Origin of the sequence: Jiulongibacter sediminis (assembly GCF_001306455.1) — a bacterium.
GTDB classification, from domain to species: Bacteria; Bacteroidota; Bacteroidia; order Cytophagales; family Spirosomataceae; genus Jiulongibacter; species Jiulongibacter sediminis.
On record NZ_LGTQ01000009.1, the window covers coordinates 200564 to 221085 of the forward strand.

The 20522-nt window shown below is 41.6% G+C and carries 19 protein-coding genes; 8 read left to right on the plus strand and 11 right to left on the minus strand.

The genetic code is table 11. The annotated features are described in order from the left end of the window. Positions 1–9: 9 nt before the first annotated feature. Positions 10–546 carry a hypothetical protein gene (locus AFM12_RS11580; RefSeq protein ID WP_055148338.1) on the minus strand — a complete coding sequence of 179 codons (537 nt, stop codon included), beginning with the start codon at positions 544–546 and terminating at the stop codon, positions 10–12. Next, positions 543–3905: an isoleucine--tRNA ligase gene (ileS, locus tag AFM12_RS11585; RefSeq protein WP_055148340.1), complete on the minus strand. Its 3363-nt coding sequence runs from the start codon at positions 3903–3905 to the stop codon at positions 543–545. Before ileS ends, AFM12_RS11580 begins: the two co-directional genes overlap by 4 nt. A 136-nt stretch (positions 3906–4041) precedes the next feature. Here ileS and AFM12_RS11590 point away from each other — a divergent pair, with 136 nt between their 5' ends. Further along, a complete protein-coding gene (locus tag AFM12_RS11590) occupies positions 4042–5424 on the plus strand; it encodes a 3-deoxy-D-manno-octulosonic acid transferase (RefSeq protein ID WP_055148342.1) in 1383 nt (460 codons plus the stop codon). Here the strand turns inward: AFM12_RS11590 and AFM12_RS11595 are convergent. The 3 genes from AFM12_RS11595 to AFM12_RS11605 all read right to left on the minus strand — a co-directional run bounded on the left by AFM12_RS11595 (position 5414) and on the right by AFM12_RS11605 (position 7349). Further along, positions 5414–6271, minus strand: a complete 858-nt coding sequence (locus AFM12_RS11595; protein ID WP_055148345.1) for a dienelactone hydrolase family protein — start codon at positions 6269–6271, stop codon at positions 5414–5416. The genes AFM12_RS11590 and AFM12_RS11595 overlap by 11 nt on opposite strands. Before the next feature lie 61 nt (positions 6272–6332). After that, positions 6333–7133: a DUF3500 domain-containing protein gene (locus AFM12_RS11600; RefSeq protein ID WP_262489876.1), complete on the minus strand. Its 801-nt coding sequence runs from the start codon at positions 7131–7133 to the stop codon at positions 6333–6335. Next, the gene (locus tag AFM12_RS11605) at positions 7134–7349 is read right to left on the minus strand and encodes a hypothetical protein (protein ID WP_131458331.1); all 216 of its coding nucleotides are present in this window, start codon (positions 7347–7349) and stop codon (positions 7134–7136) included. Positions 7350–7441: 92 nt separating this feature from the next. On the opposite strand from AFM12_RS11605, the gene AFM12_RS11610 reads away from it, so the two are divergent. The 5 genes from AFM12_RS11610 to AFM12_RS11630 all read left to right on the plus strand — a co-directional run bounded on the left by AFM12_RS11610 (position 7442) and on the right by AFM12_RS11630 (position 13611). After that, complete coding sequence (locus AFM12_RS11610) at positions 7442–8230, plus strand: Rossmann-like and DUF2520 domain-containing protein (RefSeq protein WP_055148353.1); 789 nt, start codon at positions 7442–7444, stop codon at positions 8228–8230. Continuing rightward, a complete protein-coding gene (locus AFM12_RS11615) occupies positions 8218–9201 on the plus strand; it encodes a formylglycine-generating enzyme family protein (RefSeq protein ID WP_229308496.1) in 984 nt (327 codons plus the stop codon). The genes AFM12_RS11610 and AFM12_RS11615 overlap by 13 nt, the downstream gene beginning before the upstream one ends. Positions 9202–9254: 53 nt before the next feature. Next, positions 9255–9761: a hypothetical protein gene (locus AFM12_RS11620; protein ID WP_055148356.1), complete on the plus strand. Its 507-nt coding sequence runs from the start codon at positions 9255–9257 to the stop codon at positions 9759–9761. 561 nt (positions 9762–10322) lie between these two features. Continuing rightward, a complete protein-coding gene (locus AFM12_RS11625) occupies positions 10323–10790 on the plus strand; it encodes a hypothetical protein (protein WP_055148358.1) in 468 nt (155 codons plus the stop codon). Positions 10791–10869: 79 nt separating this feature from the next. Beyond that, complete coding sequence (locus AFM12_RS11630; protein ID WP_055148360.1) at positions 10870–13611, plus strand: carboxypeptidase regulatory-like domain-containing protein; 2742 nt, start codon at positions 10870–10872, stop codon at positions 13609–13611. A 3-nt stretch (positions 13612–13614) separates the two neighbouring features. Here the strand turns inward: AFM12_RS11630 and AFM12_RS11635 are convergent, their stop codons facing one another. Together AFM12_RS11635 and AFM12_RS11640 are read right to left on the minus strand one after the other, a co-directional pair. Next, positions 13615–14115, minus strand: a complete 501-nt coding sequence (locus AFM12_RS11635) for a hypothetical protein (protein WP_055148362.1) — start codon at positions 14113–14115, stop codon at positions 13615–13617. Next, positions 14116–14679, minus strand: a complete 564-nt coding sequence (locus AFM12_RS11640; protein WP_131458333.1) for a hypothetical protein — start codon at positions 14677–14679, stop codon at positions 14116–14118. Positions 14680–14732: 53 nt separating this feature from the next. Between AFM12_RS11640 and AFM12_RS11645 the strand changes: the two genes are divergently transcribed. After that, positions 14733–15452 (plus strand): fimbrial biogenesis chaperone, encoded by a 720-nt coding sequence (locus tag AFM12_RS11645; protein WP_055148366.1) that lies wholly within the window; start codon positions 14733–14735, stop codon positions 15450–15452. A gap of 376 nt (positions 15453–15828) precedes the next feature. On the opposite strand, the gene AFM12_RS11650 is transcribed toward AFM12_RS11645, so the two are convergent. Genes AFM12_RS11650 through AFM12_RS11665 form a run of 4 tightly spaced genes read right to left on the minus strand, consistent with a single transcriptional unit; the run spans position 15829 to position 18665 of the window. Then, positions 15829–16476 (minus strand): response regulator transcription factor, encoded by a 648-nt coding sequence (locus tag AFM12_RS11650; protein ID WP_055148369.1) that lies wholly within the window; start codon positions 16474–16476, stop codon positions 15829–15831. Further along, the gene (locus tag AFM12_RS11655) at positions 16454–17272 is read right to left on the minus strand and encodes a sensor histidine kinase (RefSeq protein ID WP_082391312.1); all 819 of its coding nucleotides are present in this window, start codon (positions 17270–17272) and stop codon (positions 16454–16456) included. The genes AFM12_RS11650 and AFM12_RS11655 overlap by 23 nt, the downstream gene beginning before the upstream one ends. After that, positions 17227–17892 (minus strand): hypothetical protein, encoded by a 666-nt coding sequence (locus AFM12_RS19835; protein WP_131458335.1) that lies wholly within the window; start codon positions 17890–17892, stop codon positions 17227–17229. The genes AFM12_RS11655 and AFM12_RS19835 overlap by 46 nt, the downstream gene beginning before the upstream one ends. A 5-nt stretch (positions 17893–17897) precedes the next feature. Next, positions 17898–18665, minus strand: coding sequence for a hypothetical protein (locus AFM12_RS11665; RefSeq protein ID WP_055148374.1), 768 nt, complete (start codon positions 18663–18665; stop codon positions 17898–17900). 450 nt (positions 18666–19115) lie between these two features. Between AFM12_RS11665 and AFM12_RS11670 the strand changes: the two genes are divergently transcribed. Further along, entirely contained in the window at positions 19116–20429 is a 1314-nt protein-coding gene (locus tag AFM12_RS11670; protein ID WP_055148379.1) for a peroxidase family protein, read from the plus strand. Positions 20430–20522: the final 93 nt, after the last annotated feature.

Genomic DNA, 20522 nt, shown 5'->3' on the forward strand with positions numbered 1-20522 from the left:
ATTTGCTTCTCAACTTTCGGAAATTTCATAATTCATTTTGTTGATAAAACCTAAAATGGATTTTCTTTTTCCTTTGATATTGACAATAAACTCAACGTGGGCAGAAAAAGTACTTTCAGTTTTTCGGGTGATCATAATAGTGCCTCCTTTTAGAAAATCTGATTGTTGAAAAGGATAGCTTAGGAAGCTACAACCTCCTCTATCAAATTCTGTTACCAAGAATTTTTGAGGACGTTTACTCTCAAAAGAGAAATTTTCAATAACAATTTTAAGGTAACCTTGAACAATACCATCTTCCGTTTCTAGCCAATTGCCCTCATCTTCAAAGACAAGGCTAAGTTTAAAGACATTTTCTGCCTTCTTTTTTTTACAAGACTCAACAGGTTTTAAGGTCAGCTTAGGCTTAATTTCGGTGGAGGCACAGACGTTTTTACCTGCGTAGTTTAAAGTTAAAAGCCCTTGTCCACATGAATCAATTTTGTCAAATTCAAGTTTCTGACAACCACTTAATCCAATAAATATTAGTGAAATGCAAAGAGCTCTCATGCTGTTCTTATCTTCACCACCAAAACAAACTCATCCATCTCCAGCTCTGCCGCATCGCTCAAACTGTCAATCACTTCCAAAGAAAGAGCCTGTACTTCCTGGCAGATGTAATCTTTGTTAACTTCAATAGCTTTGGCCAGTTCTTCATTATTGTTTTGTAGCTGGATATTGATCTTGTCTGTGACTTCAAAGCCACTGTCTTTCCGGTAATTCTGAATCTTGTTGACAAAATCGCGGGCGATTCCTTCATTCTTCAGTTCCTCGGTGATCGTGATGTCAAGGGCTACAGTGAGGTTACCATCCTGAGCGGTCAGATAGCCTGGAAGATCCTCCGTTTGAATTTCCACATCACCCAATTCGATTTCACCGACAGCAAGTTGAATTTTGCCACTCGTTTCCAGCGATTTTAGATCTTCTTTTGACATGCCATTGATGGCAGCAGCAACATCTTTCATGTTTTTGCCATACTTCGGCCCGAGCGTCTTAAAGTTCGGTTTCACTTTTTTGCTCAATACGCCGGAGTCGTCATCCAGATATTCCACAGATTTGATATTGACCTCGGTTTTGATGAGTTCATCCACCGAAGAAATCAACTGACGGGTTTCTTTTGATAAGACAGGCACTAACACCTTTGAGAGTGGTTGTCTTACCTTCAGTTTATTGGCTTTCCGCAAGGCATGAATCATGGAGCTGATTCTTTGAGCGTAATCCATGCTGGTTTGAAGGTCGGCATTGATCCATTCTTCTTTGGCTACAGGCATATCTGAAAGGTGCACTGATACTTTCTCAGCGTCTCCAGTCAGGTTCTTGTACAGCCAGTCGGCATAGAAAGGAGCGATGGGCGACATCAGTTGCGAAACTGTTTTAAGACATAGCCCAAGGGTTTCATAGGCAGCTTTCTTATCATCTGAGATTTCGCCTTTCCAGAAACGGCGGCGGCCTAAACGCACATACCAGTTCGAAAGCTGATCGGTGACAAATTCCTGAATCGCTCGTCCGGCTTTGGTTGGCTCGTAATCTTCATAAGCGGCATCCACTTCTTTGATGAGTGTTTGCAATTTTGACAATACCCATTTGTCAAGCTCGGTGCACTTGCTTAAATCAGGGTTACCAGTGAAATTGTATCCATCCAGATTGGCGTACAACGCGAAGAAGTTATAGGTGTTGGTCAGAGTACCAAAGAACTTATTCCGTACTTCGGTTACACCGGCCAGGTCAAAGCGTAAGTTATCCCAGGGCTGTGCATTGGTGATCATGTACCAGCGGGTAGGGTCAGCTCCGTAATTTTTCAACGTCTCAAACGGGTCTACGGCATTGCCAAGACGTTTGGACATCTTGTTTCCGTTTTTATCGAGTACCAGACCAGTAGAAACCACGTTTTTGAAGGCTACGGAATCATACAACATTCCGGCAATGGCATGCAAGGTAAAGAACCAGCCACGCGTCTGATCCACACCCTCTGAAATGAAATCAGCAGGGTAGGCTTTGTCAAAAATCTCTTTATTCTCAAACGGCATATGCCACTGAGCATAAGGCATAGCACCGGAGTCAAACCAAACGTCGATCAGGTCTGGCTCACGGAAGAGTTTCTTGCCACTTTCAGAAACCAGAATAACATCGTCGACATAAGGGCGGTGGAGGTCAAATGACTCGTAATCACCTCCTTTGAGGTAATTTTCAGTCATAAAGCCAGCAGCGATTGATTTTTCAATTTCCTGACTCAACTCTTCTACCGAGCCAATACAAATTTCTTCGCCTTCGTCGTTTCGCCAAATGGGCAACGGAGTACCCCAATAACGGGAACGGGACAAGTTCCAGTCAACCAGATTCTCCAGCCAGTTGCCAAATCGACCGGTACCGGTCGATTCCGGTTTCCAGTTGATCGTTTTATTGAGTTCAGCCAGCCGGTCTTTTACGGCTGTGGTTTTGATGAACCAGCTATCTAGCGGGTAATACAGAACAGGTTTGTCCGTACGCCAGCAATGGGGATAATTGTGCTCGTATTTCTGCACATTGAAGGCTCTGTTCTCTTCCTTAAGTTTAATGGAGATTCGTTCATCGACAGATAAATATTTATCTCTTCCCTGCTTTTCTGTTTCAGCAGCAATCTCTTCATCCGTGTAGTATTCGGCTTTGACATACTCTAGTGCGAAATCTGCCACTTCTTTTACAAAACGACCTTTGCGATCAACCAAAGGCATGTCTTTTCCGTTTTCGTCTTTCACCAAAATAGCAGGAACACCGTTTTGCTGAGCCACTCTGAAGTCATCTGCACCAAAAGTAGGAGCAGTGTGTACCACACCAGTACCGTCTTCAGTGGTCACAAAATCACCTGAAATGACACGGAATGCATCACCTTCTTCAGGCTGAACGTATGGAAGCAGCTGGTCGTAATGGATACCGGTCAACTCTGAACCTTTGAAAGTTCCAAGGACAGTCCAAGGCAATATCTTTTTGTCGGAAGTCGGATAGGCCTCAAAATCACCATCCTTGCCTTTTTCGTTGAAATAAGCTCCGATTCTATCAGAAGCCAACACCACATTAACAGGCAAATGCGTGTATGGATTGAAGGTTTTGACTAAAGAATAATGAATGCCGGCTCCAACGGTCAAGGCCGCATTGGAAGGCAGCGTCCATGGCGTGGTCGTCCAGGCCAGAATATAGACCTCGTCATCTCCTGCCTGATCAAAAAGAAATTGACTTTTTTCGTCTTTCTGAACTTTAAACTGTGCGGTCATCGAGGTGTCTTTCACATCGCGGTAAGTGCCCGGTTGATTAAGCTCATGAGAAGAAAGGCCGGTTCCTGCAGCCGGAGAGTAGGGCTGAATGGTGTAGCCTTTGTAGAGCAAGCCTTTGTCGTAGAGCCTTTTAAGGAGATTCCAAAGGCTCTCAATATACTCGTTTTTATAGGTGATATAGGGGGCATCCATATCCACCCAATACCCCATTTTATCGGTCATATCCGACCACAGGCCAGTGAATCGCATCACCGCTTCACGGCATTTCTGGTTGTACTCGGCCACAGAAATTTTCTTTCCGATATCCTCTTTCGTAATGCCAAGTTCTTTCTCTACCTGAAGTTCAACAGGAAGACCATGCGTATCCCAGCCGCCTTTACGGTTCACCTGAAAACCTTTAAGCGTTTTGTAGCGACAAAAAATATCCTTGATAGTACGGGCCATCACGTGATGAATACCCGGGGTGCCGTTTGCGGAAGGAGGGCCTTCGTAAAAGGTAAACGTTGGACTGCCCTCACGCTCGTCAATTGACTTTCTGAAAATGTCTTCTTTCTCCCAGAATTCCAGAATTTCGTTCGCCACCTCGGCGTAATTGACCGCTTTGTACTCAGGATATTTCATAAATATTTTTGTGCTTGATCTATCAAAAAATGCCCCCGTGGAGGCCTTTAAAAATCAGGGGGCAAAGATAGGGATTTCGACTCAAATACGATGTCGGACATTATATAAGTGGATATATTTGCTCAAATTTCTTCTCATGAGATCACTCACAGAACTTCTTTATGCTTCTCTTCTCCGGTTTGTGAAGTTGGCCTTACGATTTGCTGGGGTTTTTCATTCTAAGACCAGGCTCAAAATGAAAGGTGATAAAAATTGGAAGAATACCGTTTTGAGAGACCAGAGTAAACCCCTCATATGGTTCCATTGTGCTTCTTTAGGTGAATTTGAGCAAGGCAGACCAGTGATGGAAAGGTTTGGAAAGCAGCATCCGGATTGGCAGATTCTCTTGACCTTCTTTTCTCCATCAGGCTTTGAAATCAGAAAGAATTATGAAGGGGCTGATATCATTTGTTATCTCCCTTTTGATTTGCCCGGGGAGGTCAATGCCTTTCTTGATCTTTATCAACCGCGGCTTGCGGTATTTGTGAAATATGAGTTCTGGAGAAGTTTTAGTTTTGAGCTAAAGAGAAGAGAAATTCCGTTGATTTCAATCTCAACCATCCTCAGAAAAGATCAGTATTTCTTTAAATGGTGGGGTGGTTTCGGTCGTAATACCTTGAAAAGGTTCGATCATTTTTTTGTGCAGAATAAGCAAACAAAGGAGTTGCTCAATTCTATTGATATTCCTCAAACCACTCTTGCCGGCGATACTCGCTTTGACCGTGTAGCGGATACTTTAAAATCGAGTCGGGAAGTTTCAGAGATTGAACGATTTAAAGGGGATTCAAAACTGATGGTTTGCGGCTCGGTTTGGGAAGAGGATATGGAGGTTTTGATGGGAGTGTTCTCGGCTACGCTCGAACTGACAGAAGCTGGAGATAGGAAGCAGGAAGCGGGAAATGGGGAGAAGGGAGAAGGGAGGACGGAGAATGGTGATAGTGCTGGTTCTCAACCTTTAACCTTTAACCTTCAACCTTCCAACTCCAAAAATCTCAAATTCGTCATCGTACCCCACGAAATAAATCAGAAGCAAATTGATGGCTGGATCGCTAAAATTGAAAAGCCATGTCTTAAATTTTCGGAAATCAACTCTGAAACAGATTGGGAGAGTTTTGAAGTTCTTTTCATTGATAGCATTGGTTTGCTTTCTTCAGTTTATCGCTACGGCGATTTTGCTTTTATCGGCGGTGCTTTTGGGAAGGGGCTACACAATATTCTGGAAGCTGCTACTTTTGGTATGCCTATTTTCTTTGGAGATAAATCCTTTGATAAATTCCAGGAGGCCAATGACTTAATTGAGCAAAAGGTAGCTTTTCCAATAGCTGATGGGGAGGGATTGAAAGATAAGCTTTCTTACTTTCTTCTAAACGAACAAGACCTTTCGAAAACGTCAAACCTGGCCTCGGAATATGTAAAAAACCACACCGGGGCTACCGATGTGGTTTTGAAATGGATCGAGCAGGAAATCTCTACCCGTTGAATTTTGACATCAGGTAACCCAAGGCCATGCCATAAGCGACTTTAGTATTTTCCGCATCGTAATTCGGGTTACTTGGGTTGGCAAAACCATGCACACCCGGGAAAATCTTATAGGTCAGTTTCTTATCAGCCTTTTTCATGTTTGAAGCAAACTCCTCTATTACTTCCTTACTAATCCATTGCTCCGTGGCAAAAAGACCAAGAACGTCAGAACTTAGGGTTTTCAATTGCTCCACATCCTGCACAGGCATTCCGTAATACATTACAGAGCCGACGTTTTGTTGTCCGCCAGCCAAGGCTGATTTAAGGGATAAACCACCACCAAAGCACCAACCTACACTGGCCACTTTGGCGTTATCTCCGGCAAATTCATAACCTCCGTTAATGATACTTTGTAATCTAGCCTGATCGGCACCCTGCATTAGCTTACCTGCTTCGGACGGGTCAGAAGCAACTTTTCCATCATACATGTCAAGAGCTAAAACATTGACATCTCCATGAAGGTCTTTATAAAATTTATCTGCCTCGGTGCGAATATGATCATTCAATCCCCACCACTCCTGATACACGAAAAGCCATTTATCTGAATCGGTTTTGGCTTTGATGAAATAACCGGAAGCCATTTTACCATCAGGAGTATCAAATTTAATTTCTTCTCCCGGCCCTTCATGAATGATCCTCAATGGACGCGGATGCATTTTGACGAATTCAGGGTCTGAAACGAAATCGGCCATTGAAGTTGGCAGGTCTCCGTGGCAAATAGTGATTTCTCTTTTAGTTTCCTTTGAACCCAGATAAAATGGGAAAAAGGCAAAAAACAGAATGACAGATTGTAAAGCAATTTTCATTGTTTGATAAGTTTTGGTTTTGTCTGATAACAGTTAGAGGCTTTCAAATGATTCCAAAACCTTAATGATCTTCTCTGATGTGTTTTTGAATGAGGTCTTCGCCCCAGTCGTTTGTTAAATCACTGACCACGGTGTGAACATGGTTGGCGTTATTTTGAGTACAGTCGTATTCCACCAATATTACCGGATGAGAAATTCGATAATAATGTCCGGCTCCCCACTCTTCAGCACCCATCCAGACAAAACGAAGGTGCTCGAAACCCACGTTCTCAACCTTTTGAAGTAGCTCCGTGGCAAACCCATACGGTGCCCTTCTGATATAATATCTGAGCATATTGGTGAAAGCCTCCTTCTGATCAGTGCTCATTCTTTCGTAAGATAATCCTTCAGATTGGTTAACCACAGCCACTTTATTATTAGAACTCACCATATCATAAGGGGCTTTTTTACTTGTCTTGGCTATGGCTTTTTGTTCTGATGTCAGGGAATGAAGAAGGTCAAAACCCATCTGAGTTTCTTTTTGTAATACTTCGGTTCCTTCAGGCAAAGGCATGTTTGCGGGTACTCTTGCCGGGTTTGTGCCAAAAAATAATGGGGTGGCAGAATAGATTTTACCTTTGGCAGAAGAATAATTCAAGGACAAATGATGTCCTTCTATCCGCCATCCCCAGGGTTTATCTGCAGAGGGTTCCCCGAATATGGAGAAGTAGTATTTTTCCGGGTCACGGTGGTCGCTACCAGCCGGCCTGTTTTCTAATACGTGAAGAACCCCTTCCAGTTGCATAATGGCCTTTGTTGTAGAAGCACCTCTTTCACTTAAAGAAGCCGAGAGGACATCCATGGCCTGTTTCTTTTGCTCAATTTAATTTGCGGTAGTCAAGGCCTTTTCTGGGTACGGGGGTATAAAACCAGTTGGTTCGTTCTTGACTTTCCAGCGGGAAAACGGCCTCTTTTTTTGTTCTGCCGACAAGGTTTCCAAGAATGAACTTGTGGCGTTCAATACTTCCTTGTTTGTATTTTTTTGGGCGGAACAGCCAAAACAAACGAGTGCCGCGAAGGCAAGGATCAGGCTTTTCATTTTCAGATTCAGGGTTGAATTGTCTTACAATCTACATATATTTAGGGTCAATTCATCAGGCAGTAGACCTGTGAAAGGCAGACCAAGACCAAATGAATATAAGTATCATAGGAACGGGCAATATCGCCTGGCATTTTATTCAGGTTTTTGAAGAAAATGATCTCAATGTGGCCGAGGTTTTTGCCCGGAAGAAGCGAAAAGCTGCTGATATGCAGGGTTATGCCTATGATGTTGCGGTGCAAACGAATCTTGATTTCAGCAATAGCACCTCAAAAGTTTTCTTTCTGGCCGTTTCTGATGATGCCATTGTCCAGGTAGCTTCTGAAATACGCCTTCCTAAAGAGGCCATTTTAGTGCATACCTCCGGTGCGAAAACTTTGGGTGAGCTGTCTGTTGCTTTGGAAAGAAACCCTGAGGTAAAAATGGGAGTTTTTTATCCTTTGATGACCTTCACGAGAGGTGTTCCGGTTGATTTCAGGAAAGTACCCATCTGTATTGAAGGGGAAGACGAATATACCTTGTCAATTTTGAGGGGAATTGCTCAAAAAATCTCCGGAAATGTGAGCGAAATCACCTCACATCAGCGTTTGGTTCTTCATGTTGCTGCGGTTTTTGGTTGTAACTTTGTCAATCACCTGTGGGCTTTGTCAAAAGAAATAGTTGAAGAAGAGGAGATTGATTTTGAAATTCTCAAACCCCTAATTTCTGAAACTTTTCAAAAAGCCATGAAGGCTGAACATCCGGCTCAGGTACAAACCGGGCCTGCTGTCAGAGATGATGAAAGTACCATTGAAAAGCACAAAAAGCTTGTAAAAGAAGACCCTGACTTATTAAAAGTATATAAAACCTTAACTCAAAGTATCCAGGATTGGCACCAATAAGAATTTCCCTTATTAGTTTGTTTTTTACTCTGATCTTGCTGGCTTGTGGTGGCAGTGAAGAAACCAAAAGCAGCACTGATATAAACTCGCCCAGAGCAGAACTACCCGTTACTATTCTTTATACAGGCACGGCTGAGCCTGAGGAAAAGGAAATGATTATCAACGACAAAGAAGCTCCTGAGGGCATGATCGCTATCAATGGTGGTAATGTCAGAATTGGCTCTGAAGAAGGTTTTGATCATGAAAGGCCCCTATTTTGGGCTCGTGTAAAACCTTATTTTCTGGATAAATCACCGGTTACGGTAGCTCAGTTTCGTGAGTTTGTAGAAGCTACAGGTTATAAAACTGAAGCCGAAGAATTTGGCAATGCCGGAGTTATTCATGAATCCACCGGTAAAAATTGGATCCTAAAAGATGGAGCCAACTGGCGGTACCCGATGGGTCCTGATTTTCCAGCTGCTAATGATGATCATCCGGTAACCCAGGTCTCTTGGCGTGATGCTATGGCTTATGCCCAATGGGCAGGTAAAAGACTGCCTCATGAAATAGAATGGGAGCATGCTGCCCGTAACGCGGAAAATTCCAGGTCTATTTATCCATGGGGAGATTCTTTAAGCACTTCATTAGGCTTTAAAGCCAATGTTTGGAATGGGATTTTTCCTGAGTTCAACAGAGTTGAAGATGGTTTTTCAGAGACTTCACCTGTGGGCCAATACGGCGAAACTCCAATAGGTTTAACAGATATGAGCGGTAATGTCTGGGAATGGTGCCTAAACTATAAATTTGATTACAGAGCCCTTATCATTGATGATTTTCCGGGAGGAATGGATCAGGAAAAAGCTCAACGAGGAGGTTCGTTTCTTTGTGAGCCTACCTGGTGTCATGGCTACAGGGTTTCAGGACGCTCTTCTTCCACACCTGAAACAAGCCTTTTTCATATCGGTTTTCGTTGTCTGAAAGAGATCGATTAATTGAATAAAAGTTTGGTATTTAGAAACAGGGATGTTTCTTTTGTTTTTAACTAATGAAATTGTCAGGAATAAAGATTGCATTGATCGCCCTTGTGGCCGGTACACTTCGTGTATCTGGTCAAGCCTCTTTTAGGGTAGAGATTATAATTCCTGAAGCAGCACAGATTCGTCTAAAGCCGGGTACGGCAAACACTACAAATTTTAATTTTGCTACCGAAAAGCAGCTTGAAAGTGGTCTTACAAATGGTAAGGCGGCAACACTGCAGGTAAGGTCAAACAAACTTTGGGTAGCTAGTGCACAGGCAGAAACTCCTTTCTTTACGAAAGTGGAAACAGGTGATTTATCTGACATGCCAAGTACCGTACTTTCACTCAGATCTGGTAAAGGTTTGGCACCCTACTTACCATTATCTATTGTAGGAGTACCCTTGAAATCTGGAGGGACCGGACTTTTTGGTGGCAAAAATGAATTCGATGTTGATTTTAAAGCTTCTCCGTCCTTTGACCAGCCAGCAGGTACCTATGCCATGAATGTGCTTTTCACTGTAAGCTCCCTTTAGAAACGAACGTAACAGGGCTTTTAATCCTACTTTACCACACAAGAATATTCAGCTAAAATAAAGGGTAAGCCCCTGATAGTCTTACGGTTAAATCTGGATCCATAATCTTCTCAAGCAAGTACGAATTCAGTTTTTACATATACGAAAATTTATTTTGTAAATACGAAATAAAATTTGGCATAGAATTTGGGTGATAATTGACAACGATTAGGGTTGAAAAATAGCCTACTCGATAAAGTTATTTGAAGAATTCAAATTCAATTTCAGAGGCTTGAATTAATAGTTAAAGTCCTCAGGAAAAGTGACTGATTATCCACGAAAGTGGAAATGAAGTTTGGTTCTCGAATAGCAAACAGATTTGTCAGAAAAAAACGTATTTAAATCTAAGGCTGCATGGTCCTTGGTCCGCCCTGATATCTGCTTTGTTGTTATTGGATACTACACTTCAGTTAAAGTCACCTCTGAATACTTCATTGATCTCGTACTAAAGTTCAATTATTAATAACAACGTACCTGCAGAGACGTGTTAATCTGCAAACACTATTTTAAACAAAAAGTAAAATGAAAAAATCTCTTTTAACCGTAGCTTTCGCCTTCTTTGGTTTTGCTGGATTTAGCCAAAATTTCAATGTGAGCGTGTCTATCCCTCCAGTTATGTCCTTTCAAACAACTCCAGGAGAAGATGTAACTGTATCTGCAACAGAAACAGACCTGGATGGAGGAACTCTTTCAGCCTCTGGTAGTCATTCATACAAAATTAAGACGAACCAGCTTTGGCAAATTACTGCTGCAGCAGATGGTGATATCACAAACGAATCGGATGGTGCTTTTTCAATCCCTGTAAGTAACCTAACAGTTGGCGGCCAAGCCATGAGCACTACTGGTGCTACTGTAGAAACTGGTGGAAGAGGGAAAGAAAAAACAGGAACTATTGCTTACAACTTAACTTATACGCCAGCAGATCTTTATGTATTGGAGCCGGGTACTTACTCTGCTACAATTACCTATACGCTTGAGGCCCAGCCTTAATTGGTACGGTGTTTGATTTGTAAAGGGCAGGAGGTTCAGACTTCCTGCCCTTTTCTATTTAACCCTGGAAGGGATTTACGTGCAAAGACTGATAAAAATATTTCTTCTTCTAAGTGCTCTGTCGTGGGTGTCACATGCCAACGGTCAGGACATGATGCTATCGGAGCAATCTGTATCAGTTCAGTTTCTTTCAGACTCTATGCATATCGCTCCGGGTAAATTTGGTTTCAATACCATCCGCATTTTCAATCACAGTTCAGAATCGAAAACATTCCGCGTCAAAATGTCTCTTCCGTCAGGCTGGAGCCTTTTGAGAGATTTACCGGCCTCTACAGAAGTTAGAGCGGGTGAAGAGAATATCCTTTCTTTTCGATTGAAACCGGGTGATCATTCCTTTGGAGGTAAACCCTACCCAGTCATCATTGACCTTGAAGACGCTCTGACCGGAGAGCAAATTCGCCGCTACATTCGTGTGGTTCTCAGTCAGATTAATAATTGGGATATTAAATTGCTGAATCCGGTCATCTATGTAGGTGATGATGAGGCTTTGCCAAATTTCAGCTTCTATCTCTATAATCATGGTAATCGGTATGAACTGTTTGAGGTGGATTTAACCTCGGAGTTTATGTTAACATTACCCTCAAAGGGTACTCAGATATTGCTGGGGCCTGCCACAGATACACTGATCACGGTGGGAGTCAGAAGTCGTCAACTAAATCAGTTGGAAGACAATATTGTGATCAATGTGGCAAGCAGAGGTACTTCAAAAACTCTTCAACAACGCATATTAATTTCTCCTTCTGAATTTAAGGCAAACCCATCGGACAAATACATTTTGCCTTTATCGTTAAGATGGCAGGCCAATGGGATGTCGAAATACAATTTTTCACAGATTCTTAACCTCTCCGGAGATGTGGAGTTTGAGAATGGTTCTTTCCTGGGGATTCGATCGCAGTCATTTATTTTTAATGACAAGTACGATGCAAGATTCAGCTACCACAGTCTGGCCTACCGAGGAAAGAAAGCGAGAGTTGAAGTAGGGTCTGTTCAGGACTTTTTTCAAAGTCAGATTTTTGGAATAGGAGGTAGAGTAGGTTACCATTTTGGATCTAAAGATTTTGAGGTCCTCGCATTACGGCCAACTTTTTATCAGGGGATTTCGCTCGGCTTCCGTCAGTCTTTTTCACTAAAGAATGCTATAACTAATGAAACCGAAGCCTACTATTCAGTAAATAAAGACAACGGAGTTACCTCAAGTTATGTTGAGAATAGCCTGAATTTGAGAAATAAAAAACTCAGACTAAGAATTGGAGGTGGCCTGAGTAATGAAAAGGCAGAAAAAATTGGAATCTCTGAAAATGGTTATTCCCTGAATTGTGCTTTGGCCAGTGTTCAAAAATGGTTTTCGGTTCAGTCAAATGTCAGGATCACCAGCTCCTGGTTTCCGGGAACGGCCAGAGGTCTGAACTTCCAAAATCATCAGGCCCTTCTTCATTTGGGGCCTTTGAGGCTAGGTGGTTTTGCCAACACCAATACCCGAACTCCGTCACTCTACAAAAATGATTTTACCGAATATGTGGAGCAGACTACCTTTCAGAATACGGACTACGGTTTTCAGTTTGGCTCTAAAATTGGTGATGGGCTACTAACAGCGAAAGCCGGGGAACATTACCAGCTGCAAAATGTAGGACTTAGTTCTTCAAATTCTTTATTAAACTCGCCGGTTGTAGGTAAAAAGCTGAGCTTAAACTATTTCAGAAGAGGTCGTTTTGGAGATCAGGTAGTTCAGTTAAATATGGTCAGAGCCGGAATGGAGAAAGAAGGGCAGGAGCTGGGCCTATTCAATACCTATAATGCCAGTGTATCAGGCAAGGTGAAATCTCTGGGCTTTAATCTCAAATACGAATACGGGCCTTTCTATTATTTTGATTACCTGTATTATGACAGAACATCGACCTGGCAAAACAGGCAGCAATATGCCCTATTCTGGAGCTCATCTCAGTTGAAGCGACTCAAGACTCGTTTATCGGCCAACTATTACCGCACCTCTCAGGGTAACGTTAATATGCTGAATACGCAGGCTGAAGTAGAATTTGATTTTCCGTCAAGAGAAATGTCATTCAGCATGACCAATACGGTCAATGTTCTGAATCCTAAAAATTCATACTTTGTCAGTGTGGCTTTTTACAAGACATTTAACCTCAAATTGCCTTTTAAAAAGTATCACACTTTACGGGTAAGACTGTTTAAAGACAGCAATGCCAATAATACTTGGGATGCTAGTGAGCAGCCTTTAAAAGGGGCAAATCTAATTGTTAATGGCCAGAGACTCCGAACCAATAGTAAGGGTGAAGGGGTGCTCAAAAATATCAAAAATGACAATTATGTGGTAGACCTAAAAGAAAGCAGAAATATCATGGGCTGGCTTCCGGATAAGCTTTCCTCAGACACCATTCAGTTTAAAAAAGACACCGAAGTTTCATTAGCTTTTAAAGAATCAAAAACGATTCATGGAAAGATTTCGCTCAAAACTTCTGACTATTCGCTTACCACAAAATTAGATTTGAGCGGGATGTTGATCATTGCCAAAAATCAGAACGGTCAGGAATTTACCACCCTGACTACGGAGAACGGCGAGTTTAACTTTAATCTCTTTTCCGGCGTGTACACGGTTCAAATGCCGGCATCAATAACCGGTACTAAATATTATTTTGAAGAACTCACTAAAACGGTAAATCTTCAGCAGCAGAAATCTGAATCTATTGAATTTCAACTGATTGAGAAAAAACGAAAGTTAAACATCCGTCGGTCAGTAGACTAAAAATTATTGAGAAGAGAGCGTAAAGAAAAGTGTGATTTGAAAACCTCCACTTTCCATATAGTCTCCCGGGAGTAAGGCTAAATCCAGATCGAAGTTATTCTCCTTCGATTTACTTCCGCCAGGTCCGCCTGTGGCCAAAACTTGCGGAGTTGTATTCAGAGCCACGTATTGCGTCTTTTTATCCTGCCTTAATTGTATAACTTCAGAAGAAATTTCACTTGGCATATTGGTCGCCTGATTTGTGAATGTTTCGGCATCAGAATTTATTGTGAGCTGCCAGTTGGTATTTGATTTTATCTCTACAGAGAAAGCATTTTTCTGTGACATTCCGGTCAGAAAATCTCTATCCTTTTTGGGTTCAAAAAACAGAGCGTTTCCCTTTGGTACTACGCTTAGATCAAGAACAGGTCTGATGTCTAAAAACGGGAAAATGGCTTCAGTTCGTAAAACCTGAGCGTTACTGAAAAAGGGGGATAATAGGGCTATGATGAACAATTTTCTCACTTACTGAGGGCTTAAAGTGAAAACGATGGAATAGAAATATTGCCCGGGCTCAATATCATAACCTACCGGGGCTACGATGAGGTCATAATCATAATAGACAGATCCGCCTCTGTTTGATCCACGATGCTCCAAAATCGTTTGATCTGCAAAATCAAGCTGATAAAGGCGTCGGAATTTATTATTCACATTCGTATTGGCATTACTCAGGCGAATAGAATAAAAATCACTGGAAAGGAGCTCTGTGCCGTAATTCAGGGTGGATATGACCTTGGCATTGACGGCCAGATTCAAATTCGCCGCCCCGAAAGCGAGCCGGAAGGCTCTTGGGATAGTGCGTTCAGTTTCGAAATCTAAACCCGTTTGATAGACCAATCCCAGATCAGTATTTGGTGTTACAGAAAAGTTAATGCTTTGTGCTAAAATGGCATTAAATTTGGAACATAGAAGGAAGGTAGATATCAGAGTAACTTTCCTGATAAAAGTACTCGTGATTCGTTTTGCAAACACAAAGTTATCCCGATCCAATTCAATACATGATGACCCGATTTTTCCTCTTTTTTGCATTTTTTGTTTCTCTCCAGACATTCGGACAGCACCTGACGATTTACCCTACCGCAATGGATTTTTTGCTTAATGCACCCAATGAGCGTCAAACTCAGGTCATAAATATCACAAATAAATCTGAGAGTAGCCAAACGGTACAATTGTATGCGGGAGACTGGGCCAGAAAGGAAGATGGAGGTCATGAATATTTTGAAGGAGGCAGTAAGCCTTACTCCTGTGCAAAATGGTTGGAGATTGGTTCGCGTTTTCTGACCATTGGTCCGGGTGAAACAGCCTCAGTTCCAATTACCTTGGAAGCACCTTCAGATGCCGAATCAATGGAGTCTATGAAGTGGGCTATGCTCTTTATTCAAGGGTCTGAAATCAGAGAAAAGATTGATGAAAGAGCTCCCGGGATAAAAACCAATATTAAAGAGATCATCAGGTTTGGCGTCCACATCTATCAAACCCCTCCATCGGTAACCAAATTATCAGCAAGAGCAGAGGCCTTGAATGTCAATGAAGAAACACCGGGTTTGTATGATTTGAAAGTTATCAATAACGGGGGAGTGATGCTGAAGACCACTTCCTTTTTAGAGTTAACGAATATAGCCACCGGTGAAGAATTTCAGGGAGAGCCTATAGAATGCCCAATTTTCCCAATGGGTAAGCGGACCGTTAATCTGCCATTACCTGAGAACCTCCCAAAAGGCCAATACTCCATGCTCGCTATCTTAGATTACGGTGATCCGAATTCTCTGGAGGCGATTGAGAAGATTATTACTGTGGAGTAGTTTTTTTAGTAAGCAGTTCCAGTATTCAGTGGGCAGTTTTTGGCTATGGCTTGGATTCACAGAATCTCACAGAGTCATTGACCTGCGGACACGCTCAGCAGCCGGTAGAAGTAAACAGTGGGCAGTTACAGTAGGCAGTTTAAGCGTGTAGCTAATTCAGCATTTCTTTCTCCGTTCTCCGTGTTCCTTTCTCCAATAACATCGGTCATTGGCCAAAAAAACATCGGACACCCGACACCCAGCAAACCTCTGGCTTCGACAACCCGCCTGCCGGACGGCCAGGGCTCAGCCTCCGGTAGCATCGGTCATCCCTGTCTGCCGACAGGCAGGCGTCCTCGGTCCTCCGCCAAAAACTTCCAACTTCTAACTTCCCACTTCAAACCTCCACAATCCCATTCTTAATCGCAAAAAGCACCAATCCTACGCGGCTTTTCACTTCGAGTTTCATAAACAGGTTTTCGCGGTAGCCGTCGATGGTGCGGGGGGAGACGCACATTTGGTCAGCGATTTCTTTATAGGTCATTTCTGAGCAGGCGAGTTGAAGGAATTCTTCTTCTCGGGCCTGGTAGTTGATGATGGCTTTAACAGCTTTGCCGTTGGTTTCCGGTTTAATGGATTTTAGTAAGGTATTGGCAACTAAGTCACTATGGTAATAGCCTTTGTGGTTGATTTCATCCAAAGCCAGTTTGAATTCTTTGGTGGCGGTGTCTTTGAGGAGGTAGCCGGTGGCTCCTGATCGGAGCATTTTGATAATGGCTTCTTCATCATCTTCTACAGAAAGTGCCAGAATTTTGACGTCCGGATATGTATCTGCCACCTTTCTCGCCGTATCAAAACCATTCATCAGCGGCATATTGATATCAATAAGGGCGATGTCAGGGGCTTCGTAAGCTTCGAGTTGAGAGAGAAATTCTACACCGTTTCCGGCTTCGTGGATGACCTGATAGCCTTCAAATTTATTAATGAGTTCGGCGAGGGCGTTGCGGATGAGCTGATGGTCGTCAACCAGGGCTACTTTCGTCATGGTTTATTGGGCGGTTAATGGGTATAGATAGCTTAAGGGTGGTTCCCTGACCTGGCGTGCTGGCTATATCTAATTTCCCATTGATCAGTTCAGCTCTGTTTTTTAGATTCGCTAATCCTGATCCCGACTGAAATCCGTTTGACCGGAATTTCTTCTCTACCTCAAAGCCCTGTCCGTCGTCAGTTAACTCTAAAGTATAGACTTCTGTGTTTTGATACAAGCTTACCGAAAGCTTTTTGGCATTGGCGTGCTTGATCACATTCTGCACCATTTCCTGAAAAATACGAAAGACGATGATGCTGATTTTGGGCTCAATATTCACCAAAGAGCATTGATTCTCAAAGCTGGTTTCCACAAAACCCGTTTTCTCCAGCCGCTCCAGCTCAAAGGCAATCGCCTTCACTAAACCAGCCTGAAGGATGTTCTCAGAGTTCAACGTCTTCGACAAAGACCGTAAATCGGTCAAAGCCTTATTCAAATATTCCCGGCTGTCCGTCACCCGTTTCAATCCCGGATTCTCCTCATCAATATTATTCAACTGAATCTTCACCAAACTCAGCAACTGCCCGATATTATCATGCAGCTCCCGGGCAATATGCTTCATGGTGTTTTCCTGAACTTCGTTTTTGGCGGTCAGAATCTCCTCATTGAAGGTGGCCTCCATAGCCGCTTTTTCCAACTTGTGGGCTTGCTGGCGGCGGGAGTGGATAAAGAAGAAACTGATGATAAAGATCATCAGAATCAACATAATCAATGTCCCTCCAATGATGACGATGACGACTTCGTTGACTTCCATTGAATGTAAAAGGCGTAGGTGATGAGGGAGTAATAGATGATGTTTAGGAGGTGGTTGATGGAGTATAACTGGCTAGCTAATTTAGGGTTGAGCAAATAAACATAAACTACGGTTCCCATCAATACAAACGACCCTGCATGAAAAACAAGGATACCCGTAGATATCCAAAAGACTTCATATTTTAATAATTCCTTATCCAAATGATATCTTAAAACTTCTATTAAGAATAAGATAGATAGAATAGATACTATAAACGCCACAATCAAGAAATCATAATAAGCTTTTAATTCATAGAACTCACGTATGATGTGATAAGCAATCAAGAAGAGAATCCCTATACCTACGAGTACTTTACTTAAAACCTTATTGACTTGCTCTTGGTACTTTCCTAAAAAGTACAGCCCAATAAGAATCAATTCAATTGGCTGGAAAAAGTCATAGATTACTGAGGCGGGTTTATCATATAGTTTTAACGAGAACAGTCCTATTGTTTCTACCACAGAGGTGATTAAAATCAAATAGAAAATGTATCTGCTCGAGGGAAATATTGATTTTCTAAATAGAATTCCGGCGACCATAGAGCCGTATAAAACCAACTGATAGATTAGTGCAAATTTCACTTCAGTTATATGGGACAACATTCATGACCGTTGTCGTATGGATCAACTTCTGCCTTAAATGTTGTGTAGTCCATGAAGCCATTTTGAGCTTCATAATTTCTTAAAAAGACTTTGATCTCTGATTTGCTACGATTGTCACTTAAGTAAAATGCAAATGTTGTTTTAAACTCTGTTGTTCTGTCACCAAGTTTGGCTACGGGTGAATACATCATAATAAAATTCACGTATTTCCCTTGTAAATCTTTACAACTTAATAATTCTTTTACATCAAGTGCTAAATGTGCTATTCCGCTACATTCATTTTCAAAGTGATCGGTATTCTTCACAATGTCATTCCTGTTGTCCCAATAACCTATTGCACTATTGCAATAGCTATCTCTATCAGATTTGGGTCCAAGTTGTTTGCCTCTTCTACCTCCCCGGCACATAAAGTCTTCAATTTCACAGGTGTTTTTTTTCATTAATACAGGTGTCATGAAGGAATGATGATCTTTGCTTATTCTTCCAATTTTGGAGGCAAAGCGAAGTACAAAATAATCTTCATTGTTTGTATTTTCAATATGGCTTAGGAAACTCAAGATATGTTTTCTTTTAAAAGAGGAAAAATAAACCTCCTTCTTTAGGTTAACATTTATCTTTTTTAGTTCTTTCTGATGTAACTTCTTTCTTTTTCGATAGTTGTTAATCCCATTGAAAAATACTTCTTCAGTTATGGGCTTCAGCTTACTTGGATTGGTAAAATTCTTTTGATGATCAAACAGGAAATATGGCATAACTTTTTTCTATTAAAATTCTTTAAAATTGAAAACCTGAGCTACGTGAAAAACACCCTTTTTTAAATCATAGTCAAAAAAAATGCTATAAAGTCAGGGATTGACAGATCACCTAATCAAACCCCGGCTTTCTCAAATAAGCTCATTCTCTATCCCCTCCGGAATAAACTCATTATACCTCCTCAGCTCAAATTCGGCTTGTGAGCGTTCACTTGCATAGCTTAAAGGTTTTAAATTTTCATACTCGCTACCATCAGAGAACTAATAATATTCGGTGAGAAGTTAGATGAACCAATCTCATATTACAGTAGAAGTGTAAGGAAATTAAAGAATAATTTATCCGCATTATACCAGACTTTTTCAAAAACGTGAAAACTACGGTAAGTGATATGGGATAATTCCCCTTACAAGTGATTGCTGGAAGGTTGAGCTTTGTTCAAAAAAAATAATATGAGCAAACATCATGGAACCAACGAAAGCATGTGGAAACTGATTGAACGCACATGTGACGAAAATGACATGTGTAAGGATAAATTCGGCCACAATTTTGGGTATTTATTTGGCAAAGGAGACACTGCTGCTTTCTCAAAAGAAAAACTGTCAGAAGTAGCCGCTTCAATGACGGATTCAAGTCAAACTCCTGACCTGGAAACTCCTGTCGGCTTCGCTTTTTTTGGCCAATTTATTGACCATGATATTACACTCGATGTTATCAGTAAGCTCGGTGAGGTGGTTGATGATGTCACTGAAATTGAGAATTTAAGAACACCGCGGCTTGAACTGGACTCTGTATATGGCAGAGGAAAAGAAGGAACTCCGTTTTTATTTGACGGCGATAAAATAATTCTGGGACATAAAAGAAACCCAAAGGATTTTCAGCGAAATGCAAAAGGAACTGCCATTATCGGCGATCCCAGGAATGATGAAAATCTGTTCATTAATCAGTTACACTCCGGCTTTTGCCAGTTTCATAATTGTCTGATTGATGACTTCCAAATGACCTTTGAGGAGGCTCAACAATTTGTACGGTGGATTTACCAAAAGGCCATCGTGGATGAGTTTTTAAATGAAGTTGTTCAAACAAATATTTACACTCCCATAAAGCACGGTTTTTTTAACGCCCACCTACCCGGTCCTGTAAATTGGAATAATGTTCCTTTGATTTCAGTAGAATTTTCTGCTGCAGCTTACAGGTTTGGGCACTCTCACATCAGAAATAATTACAGACTTAATAGAAGAAAAAGAGGTGACTTATTTGATTTCGGCAGCTTTGCTCCTGTAAAAAAAGGATTCAATCTGGATTGGAAATTTTTCTTCGACTTGGATGGGCACAGCTACCTGAAATGCCGACCAATAGACACTTCACTTGCCGCTAACCTTTTTAATTTGCCTTTTATTCACGATCTGATAAAAAGTCTTGCAGACAGGAATTTGCAACGTGGACAAAGGACATTCGGCATCAGGACAGGCGAAGATATTACTCAAAATTTGTTTAGTAGCCAGCCTTTACCTCTACATCAAAAAATAGATGATGCCGGCCTAACGGAAACTCCGTTATGGTTTTATATTCTTCATGAAGCTGAGCAAGGAGGAGGAAAATTAGGGCAGATAGGAGGTACCATTGTAGCAGGTACTTTACTGAATCTTCTCCTCAAAGACCCAAATTCCTATGTGAACAAATCACCTGGATTTGACCCATTTAATGTGATTCCAAGACATAACAGTGGGTCCATTTTATCTTCGATATTTGATCTTATAAATTAGTATTCACATCGTTACAGATATTCTTATACGGGGAAAATACCCTATTTAATAGGGCAATTTTCCAATGAAACTGAAATGGAAATAGATCGAGAT

Coding starts and splice junctions, on each gene's coding strand:
- AFM12_RS11580 (WP_055148338.1), bottom strand. CDS start 546: ATGAGAGCTCTTTGCATTTCACTAATATTTATTGGATTAAGTGGTTGT.
- ileS (WP_055148340.1), bottom strand. CDS start 3,905: ATGAAATATCCTGAGTACAAAGCGGTCAATTACGCCGAGGTGGCGAAC.
- AFM12_RS11590 (WP_055148342.1), top strand. CDS start 4,042: ATGAGATCACTCACAGAACTTCTTTATGCTTCTCTTCTCCGGTTTGTG.
- AFM12_RS11595 (WP_055148345.1), bottom strand. CDS start 6,271: ATGAAAATTGCTTTACAATCTGTCATTCTGTTTTTTGCCTTTTTCCCA.
- AFM12_RS11605 (WP_131458331.1), bottom strand. CDS start 7,349: ATGAAAAGCCTGATCCTTGCCTTCGCGGCACTCGTTTGTTTTGGCTGT.
- AFM12_RS11610 (WP_055148353.1), top strand. CDS start 7,442: ATGAATATAAGTATCATAGGAACGGGCAATATCGCCTGGCATTTTATT.
- AFM12_RS11620 (WP_055148356.1), top strand. CDS start 9,255: ATGAAATTGTCAGGAATAAAGATTGCATTGATCGCCCTTGTGGCCGGT.
- AFM12_RS11625 (WP_055148358.1), top strand. CDS start 10,323: ATGAAAAAATCTCTTTTAACCGTAGCTTTCGCCTTCTTTGGTTTTGCT.
- AFM12_RS11640 (WP_131458333.1), bottom strand. CDS start 14,679: ATGCAAAAAAGAGGAAAAATCGGGTCATCATGTATTGAATTGGATCGG.
- AFM12_RS11645 (WP_055148366.1), top strand. CDS start 14,733: ATGGATTTTTTGCTTAATGCACCCAATGAGCGTCAAACTCAGGTCATA.
- AFM12_RS11650 (WP_055148369.1), bottom strand. CDS start 16,476: ATGACGAAAGTAGCCCTGGTTGACGACCATCAGCTCATCCGCAACGCC.
- AFM12_RS11655 (WP_082391312.1), bottom strand. CDS start 17,272: ATGGAAGTCAACGAAGTCGTCATCGTCATCATTGGAGGGACATTGATT.
- AFM12_RS11665 (WP_055148374.1), bottom strand. CDS start 18,665: ATGCCATATTTCCTGTTTGATCATCAAAAGAATTTTACCAATCCAAGT.
- AFM12_RS11670 (WP_055148379.1), top strand. CDS start 19,116: ATGAGCAAACATCATGGAACCAACGAAAGCATGTGGAAACTGATTGAA.